General features: G+C 62.7%; 4 protein-coding genes. 3 read left to right on the forward strand and 1 reads right to left on the reverse strand.

What is annotated here, in order from left to right; all coding sequences use genetic code 11:
- The first annotated feature begins 383 nt into the window (after nt 1–383).
- Nucleotides 384–1733 carry a ParB/RepB/Spo0J family partition protein gene (locus tag ACETK3_RS21075; protein ID WP_373993573.1) on the forward strand — a complete coding sequence of 450 codons (1350 nt, stop codon included), beginning with the start codon at nt 384–386 and terminating at the stop codon, nt 1731–1733.
- Between the two features lie 370 nt (nt 1734–2103).
- On the opposite strand, the gene ACETK3_RS21080 is transcribed toward ACETK3_RS21075, so the two are convergent.
- Nucleotides 2104–2484 carry a hypothetical protein gene (locus ACETK3_RS21080; RefSeq protein WP_373993574.1) on the reverse strand — a complete coding sequence of 127 codons (381 nt, stop codon included), beginning with the start codon at nt 2482–2484 and terminating at the stop codon, nt 2104–2106.
- 433 nt (nt 2485–2917) lie between these two features.
- On the opposite strand from ACETK3_RS21080, the gene mobF reads away from it, so the two are divergent.
- Both mobF and ACETK3_RS21090 read left to right on the forward strand, forming a co-directional pair.
- Nucleotides 2918–7399 carry a MobF family relaxase gene (gene mobF / locus ACETK3_RS21085; protein WP_373993576.1) on the forward strand — a complete coding sequence of 1494 codons (4482 nt, stop codon included), beginning with the start codon at nt 2918–2920 and terminating at the stop codon, nt 7397–7399.
- Between the two features lie 234 nt (nt 7400–7633).
- Nucleotides 7634–7900 (forward strand): hypothetical protein, encoded by a 267-nt coding sequence (locus tag ACETK3_RS21090; protein ID WP_373993575.1) that lies wholly within the window; start codon nt 7634–7636, stop codon nt 7898–7900.
- Nucleotides 7901–8143: the final 243 nt, after the last annotated feature.

Consider the following 8143-nt stretch of genomic DNA (forward strand, 5'->3'; position numbering starts at 1 on the left):
GCAAGCCCTACCCCGGCTGGACGGACTAAAAACCCCCGAGGTGTCCCGGCCATCCACCGGCCGGGACACCCGAGCGGCACCGCCGATATCCGTTGACAACATCATTGAGATTCCTTCGGATCATACGGTTCCGCTCCGGCTCAAGCTCCTGACCCCTTCGTTCCTCAGGGGCCCTGCGGCACCGGAATTCTTCGACGGCGCTCCTGCGTCGCTTATTTCCTTTCGAAGATTTCCAGCACCTTGCCCTGGCGGGAGGAGACGCCTCCGTCGGCCCCGTAGAGCACTGCGTGCCAGCAACAAAAAACAACGGGGGGAGAGGGGAGCTGGCCGGTCACCTGAGCCGCCCCACCCACCACTTTCTCGGCAAAAGAAGGAGCAACACCATGAACGCAACACCCACGCTCGAAATGCTCGACCCCACCACCCTGACTGTTGATATCAACGTCCGCAAAGACGCTGCCCTGACCACTGACTTCATCGCCAGCATCAAAGAACACGGCGTCATGGAACCGGTGATCGGCCACCGCAAAGAGGACGGCACCGTGCACGTCCTGATGGGACAGCGCCGCACCCTCGGGGCCGTCGAGGCCAAGCGCCCCGAAATCCCGGTGATGATCATCAGCAGCCCGGAAGAAGCCGAACGCATCGTCACGCAGGTGGTGGAGAACATCCAGCGCGCAGAACTGACCGAAGCGGACGAAGCCGACGCATACCACCAGCTGTCCCTGATCGGTGTCTCGGCCGCCGCGATCGCGAAGAAGACCGGACGGACGAAGACCACCGTTGAGGGTGCGTTGAAGGCCAAGGCATCCGAGGCCGGAACCGCCGCCCTGGGCAAGGGGTACACGATCGAGGCAGCGTTGATCCTCGCTGAGTTTGAGTCAGACGAGGAAGCCACGGCTGAGTTGGAATCGGTCATCATGGACGAACCCGAGCAGTTGTTCCACGTCGCCCAGCAGCTCCGGGACGACCGCGAACGCGCCGCCGCCCTTGCAGCCTTCACCACTGAGCTTGAAGCAGCAGGAACCACCATCGTTGAAGCACCCGGCTACAACGAGGACAACCAAACCCTCCGCGTCAGCTCCCTGAACCGGGCAGACGGGGAACGGGCCACCGAGGAAGACGGGAACGCCGTCTACATCGACACCGACTACAAGGGCGAACACTCCACCGTCCCGGTGATTGTCGGATGGAAGGAACTGGGCTTCACCCTCCGGTACAGCTACCACTCTTCCTCATCGGCCAACAAAGGCCCGATGACAGAGGAACAGAAAGCCGAACGGAAAACCCTGATAGCCAATAACAAGGCCATGGAGTCCGCTACGACGGTCCGCCGGGAATTCGTGAAGAACCTGTTGGTGAAGAAGCAGGCCCCGAAGGGCTGGCAGTACTTCACCGTCCACGCGATCACCCACCACTCCGAAACGGCCAGCGGCTACGACGGCGAGGTAGCCGCTGAAATGGTCGGCGCGAAGATCGAAGGGGAGAAGACATGGGCATGGAACCCGCTCCGCACGCACGTGGCCAAGTCCACGACACGGTCCGAGTTCTCCCTGATCGCGCTCGTCTGCGCCGGGTATGAGAAGACGATAGCCAAGGACTCATGGCGGTCCCCGTCCCAGACTCACCGGGACTACCTGAACCAGCTGGTTCTTTGGGGCTACACTCCCTCTGAGGTTGAAAATCTGATCATTGACAGCGGCAAGCCAGCCGAGGAAGAAGCAGCGGCCTAAGACCCCTTGCCGGGCGGAACCCCCACCGCCCGGCAAGGCTCCCGGCCGCTCATCACGAGCAGGGCGGGGAACGTCCCAAACGTCTGGCGGTCCGCCGCCCAGGGCGAACCCAAGCAGCCACTCACCAGCGACGAACCGCCATTCAACGCGAGGATCCACAACCACCCAATTGCCGCGCTGCCAGGATCAGGTTTCCACACCCACCCGAAGCAGCGTGTGCCATCTTTCAGCTATGCTGGAAACCTTAGTTTTCCTTTGCCGAGGAACGGACAAGGGTCGGTCTAACAGCCGGCCCTTTTCTGTTTAAGCGATCAAAGAACTGTGGGCCGCGATTCTTCATCGCGGCCCACATCCAACATGATGGTTCCTACTAGGCTGCGTGCTCGTCAGCCGGTGCTTTCGGGCTCTTCTCGGGATGCTGCGAAACCATCTCAGTCATGCGCTTCACTTCCGCGCCGCTTAGACCGAGCCTCGCGGCCACGGCAGCCTTGCCCTCACCGGCTTCCAACATCGCCTGGACTCTTTCGGCGGCCGCGCGGACCGCGCTCTCGGCATCCTTCTCGGCTTTGGCAATGAGAGCATCAGCCTTTTGCCTCGCGTCAGAACGAATGAAGTCTGCTTGCTCCTGTTGTTCGAAGAACTCGGCCGCCAGATCGATCAGTTTCTCGTGTCGTTCGGTCAGCTCCTGAGCTTTGGCCCTGGCCTTCTCACGCGCCGCCAACTGCTGTGCTGATTTTCGTGGTGCTGCCATGATGTGGGTCCCTCCCCTTGGGTGATCTGTGGACCAGACCTAACGGCTAGCGCCGGGTCGGGTCCACAGCCGGCGGCGTACGCCGCAATGGTCCTCGCTTACGCTCGGGCTGGCTGTGCCCGGGTAACCCCCGGGTGGACAGCTCCGAGAAAAGGACGCTCTCTCCGCTGCCCACCCGGGGGTTACCCGGGCAGCGGTTCTACACAATCGAACGAACGGTGGATAACGAAAAGCGTGTTATCCACCGCCCATTCTCATGTGCAGAACCGCATCAAAACCTTGATGGCCCGATCCTACCCTTTTCGCCCTGTTTCATTGAGCCCCGCTCGCAAGCTCCCATCAGCCAATTCCACAGACCCAAAAGCGCAATATCTGTCACACCTCATGCATCATCGATATGTGGGGCGGTTTGGCGGGTATGCTGGGTTCCGTGATGACCGTGCACAAGCTCAGTGCCGGCGACGGATACACGTACTACACGCGTGAAGTCGCCAGCGGTGATGAGCTGCGCGCTGGTAACCGCGAGCTGGGCGATTACTACACGGTTGACGGCAATCCTCCCGGCCAATGGGGCGGTGGAGGATCATCGCATCTCGACGTATCCGGCGAAGTCACTGAGGCCCAAATGGCCGCCCTGTTCGGTGAAGGACTTCACCCGAACGCCACCGCGATGCTGACGGAAGACCCGTCCGCGGACGTGTCCCTGGGGCAGCGCTACCGCAAACCAAATCAGAAAGACAACGAGCTTCAAGCGCGGATCAACCGGGCCACCGGTGACTATAAGCGCCTGAACCACCGTGAGCCTGACGCGGACAACCGCCGTCTGATCCGGACTAGGGAAGGCGCCCAGTACTTCCGCGAGCTCAACGGCAGGAACCCCGCCAATAAGGAAGAGCTGGGCAAGTTCATCACGGCTCAGACCAAGCCCGCAGCACAGACGGTAGCTGGTTATGACCTCGTGTTTGCGCCCGCCAAATCGGCATCGGTCTTGTGGGCCATCGGCGGGGAAGAGGCCCGTAAAGAGATCGAGGCCGCCCACAATGAGGCCATCGAAGAGACCATGCGCTACCTCGAAAAGGAAGCCACCTTCACCCGCCGCGGACGCAACGGAGTGCGGCAGGAAGATGTTGACGGCGGCCTGATCTACACCAAGTTCCGCCACTACGACTCCCGCAACGGAGACCCGCAGCTGCACGATCACATCGTGGTCTCCAACAAGGTCCTGGGAGCGGATGGTAAGTGGTCCAGCCTCGATGGCCGGCTGCTGTACCAGTTCAATGTGGCCGCCTCTGAGATGTACAACAGGGTGGTCATGGAGAAGATCTGCACCCGCCTGGGCGTCGGTCTGAAGGAACGCAAAGTCAACGGCGACCGCCCGGTAATCGAGATCGCCGGCGTCGATGTCGCAGCCATCGAAGCGGCCTCTTCCCGGCGTGCTGGTATCAAGCCTGTACTGGATGAACTGACGACTGAGTTCACCGAAAAGCACGGCTACGCGCCCAACAAGAAGCAACTCATCGCCCTGGCCCAACAGGCCACATTGGACACCCGTCCGAGCAAGAAGGAAGCCCGTCAGCTTTCGGTCCTGGTTGAAGAATGGATGGAAGAACTCGGCAGCATCCCCGGTGTTGTTGTCGGCCCTGCCGCCGTCGAGAAGGCCCGGACGCACCGTCATGACGCGCATACTGAAGACGCCCAGGGGGACCACCTTCCGTGGATGGTTGCCCATGCCGACGAGCTTGATCCGATCCTTGAAGCGCGGGGCGTCATCGAGCGTCTGGAGCAGAGCCGGGGCGTGTGGGGAGAGCACCACATCAGGGCAGAAGTGACACGTCGGCTGGGATCCCGCCTGGGTGAACTGCCCATCCCCCCGGCCCTCCTGGAACAGGTTACGGCCCGCGCTACGGACCAGTTCTCATTGCGCATCACCCCCGAGACTCCTACCCCTGAAGTCGAAGCCTTGCGGCTTTCCAACGGGGCCAGCAAGTACGGCAAGCCGCACTCAACGCTGTACACCTCAGCGGGGATCCTGCACAGTGAAGACCGGCTTCTGACAGCTGCACAGAGCGTCGTCATTCCTGCCGCTACTGTTGATTCCTTCGACGCTGCGTTGGCCCGGCAAGAGAAAACCTTCGACGCCGGCCAGCTGCGAATGGCCAAGGAGTTTGCGTGCAGCGAACGACTGTTGCTGGTCGGTGTTGGCCCAGCGGGGGCCGGTAAGACAACGGCGCTGAAGCTTGCCGCTGACACCGTGCGTGAGGCAGGTGGCCGCGTCTTCGGACTCGCACCCACCGCCGTGGCGGCCGCCGTGATGGGCACCGAGCTGGGAGCCACGGCCACCACCATTGACTCCTTCGTGCTCGCACACAGCACTGGATCGAACGATGAGAAGAACACGCCAAAACCGGGCGATGTGATCATCATCGATGAGGCAGGAATGGTCGGCACGCAACGGTTCGCCGCAGCGGTAACGATCGCTGAGCAACACGGCGCAGTGGTCCGTGCACTCGGTGATGACCAACAGCTTTCAGCGGTGGGATCCGGTGGCGCGCTGCGCCTGTTGAAGAACAGCGTCGGGGCCGTGCACTTGGAGGATCTGCACCGTTTCCGGAACGCGGACGGCACCGCGAACGAGGCGGAAGCAGCAGCTACATTGGCCCTCCGCGAGCCTCCGCTTAATGGAGTCGATGACCCCTGGACCTTCTACCGGGAGAACCGCCACGTCGTCGGTGGGGATGCCGAGACCATGACGTCCCAGGTGTTCGAGGCGTGGCAGAAAGACACCAACGCCGGCAAACACTCCATCATGATGGCCTTCGACAATGCCACCGTCACCGAATTGAACGCCCGCGCCCAGGCGTACCGGATCGCAACCGGGGAACTGGACCCCAAGACCCCGGCAGCATTGCTGCGTGACGGCCTGACCGCCCGCGCCGGGGACATCATTATCACCCGCGAGAACAACCGCCGTCTGTCCACCAACAGGGGCAAGGACTTCGTCAAGAACAATGACGTGTGGAACGTGCTTTGTGCCCACGAGGACGGTGCCTTGACCGTCCGCCACCATGGCCACCAAGGCACCATCACGCTTCCCGCTGACTACGTGCGCGGCAAGACGATGCTCGGATACGCGGCAACGATCCACCGTACCCAGGGCGTCACCTGCGACACCGTGCACGCTCTGATCAGCTCGGGGCTGTCCCGAGCGCTGGCCTACGTGGCAGCGTCCCGTGGCCGTTACTCCAATAAGCTCTACGGCATCGTGGGCGACGGGGAGTCCATGGAGGACGTACTGACGGCGGTGGCCGCGAACCATGACGGTAACCTCACCGCGCACGAACAGATGGACGCCGCACGTGCCCAGGCACGGTCGCTGCCGGAAATGTCAGAGCAGTACCGGGACATTGATGTGCAGGCCAACGAGCTGCGGATGGCCAATATCGCCCGCCGTGAACTTGGTGAAGGCGTGGCCGGGACGTTCACCAAATCCACCGCCTGGGGAGCGATCTCCACGCACCTGCGCGCGGCCGAGAACGAAGGCTTCAACCTCGTTCACTTGCTCAAGGACAGCGTCAACGAAGAAGATTTCGGCGCATCTGAGGATGCCGCCGCTGTTCTCGCTTGGCGGGTCGAGGACCGCCTTGACCGGTGGCGCTCCCGCGCTGCTGATCCCAGTCGCCGGCCCCTGGAATCGATCAGTGACGAGGCACTGGAACGGCTCGACCGACGCGCAGTCGGTGAGCTGATGCGTGCCAAGGCTGACGCGGCGCGCACACGTGGTGCTGATACCCCGGACCGCAAAGACCTGGCCCGCAACTGGATGACCGAACGGAAGGATACGCCGTGGCAGCGGCGCCTGCACGGCCACCTCAGTGACGATGACCTGGCAGCACGGCTGAGCGCCGCCCAGCAGCAGAGCCGCACCGATACGACAATCAACGACCCCGCGGCCGCGCGTAAAGCACAGTGGTTGGCATCGTCCCTGCACAAGGAACAGTCCCTCCGTGAACTCATGCGCCCCGAGGCCCGCGCCGATGAAGCCTACGAACGTGGAGCGCTGAGCAACTACCGCCGCGATGAGCACGCACCCAAGGTTGAGGCAGCCGCGCAGATCCACCGCAGGATCCGCGCTGAAATCGAACTGCGCCGTCAACTGCCCGCCGCGGATGTCCGGAAAGCTAAAGCTGACCAGCTGCCGGCATGGATGGCACCCGCCGACGTCGTCACCCACGAAGACACCCCGGCCCTCTGGCGGAAGGAACTTGCCGCACGCCGGGAAATCATGGCCACCGAAGTTAACCGGCTCGGTGCCCAGCTCGCAGCCGAACCGCCAGCATGGGCCGGTGCGCTCGGACCTGTGCCATCCGATCCTGCACGGCAGGAACAATGGCGGCAGCTCGCCGTGGAAATCTCCACCTACCGGGCCATGTACCGGATCCCCGCCAACGAACCAGCACCCGTCCCCGCCGATCACCAGGGCAAAGGTCTGGGGGCCGAACTCACTGCAAGGGTCACTGCCATGCACAAGTACACCGCGCAGACCGCCAAGGAACCTTTGTCCTCTGCTGACGCCGCACTCATGGCCGAAGCCGCCCACGTTGAGGCCGTCGTCAAGGAGGCCCCGACACCGGCAGAAGACGTTGTGGACCAACTGCAGCAGGCCCGTGGCGCGGAAGCGCAGCTGACCCCCGCCCAGGACCGCGCCGAACGCATGGCTGCCCTCGCCCGTAAGGTCCGCGAGAACCGCGCCAAGCGGCAACGCAGGGATCCCGAGACCAGGAACCCGGAAGCGGTCAAGGAAGCGCTGGAACAGATCAAGGCCCGACGCGAAGAGGAGCAGGGCCGCCGGGACCGGACTCGACGTGACGACGAGCAGAAACCACGTCAAGATCGCGGACCCCGTTTCGGCCGGTAGACGGACAGGACGAACGCAGTGTGGACGCCCTTCAGGAGTATTAGTAATGCGCGGTGGGAGCTGCGGCACAAGCGACGGATCATCCTTCGCCACGGCACCCGGTCCTTCACACTGAACGTTCCCAGACACCCAGGACCCAATCTGGTTCAGGGCCGGCTTGTCCCGCGGCCCCAGCTGCACGGGACGCGCTCCGGTATTTTCGGAGACAGCGAGACGAGCGCCTACCTTGACTTCGTGATCATCAGGAACCGGGTAGGCAAGTTTCAGGGCATCGGAGTCCCGGACGAGTACCACCGCCAAGGATGGGCCACAGATATGGTCAACGCGTTACTGGCCCACTACCCGGACATCTTCTTTTACAACAGCTCCCTCAACGAGATGTCCGGCCCCTTGTTCATGAAGATCCGCCACAAGATGCCGGAGCGCATCGCCCCGATCCGCGTGCACGAGGATGGCGGCTACGAAGTGGTGACTTCATGGCGGCCCGGACAGCCTGACTAGAGTACGTCTGAGAGTTGGGTCTGAGGGAGGAACGGTACGGAAATTCACGCTAAGGGAATCAAACGGCGCGGCCCGTCCCCGGTTAGCGCCCCATCACCGGGCCTTTTCTCGGGCACGATATACGGCTCTTCAGAATTGAGAGTGTAGTTTCGGTCTGAATCCGCCGGATTCCAGCAGTGATCGGGCGGTGTAGTTGGTGAGGTTCCGGAAGCCGAGAGCGGATCCGCGGAGGTGTTCGAGCCG

It is taken from the genome of Arthrobacter sp. E44 (genome assembly GCF_041877125.1).
In the GTDB taxonomy this organism is placed as follows: Bacteria; Actinomycetota; Actinomycetes; order Actinomycetales; family Micrococcaceae; genus Arthrobacter.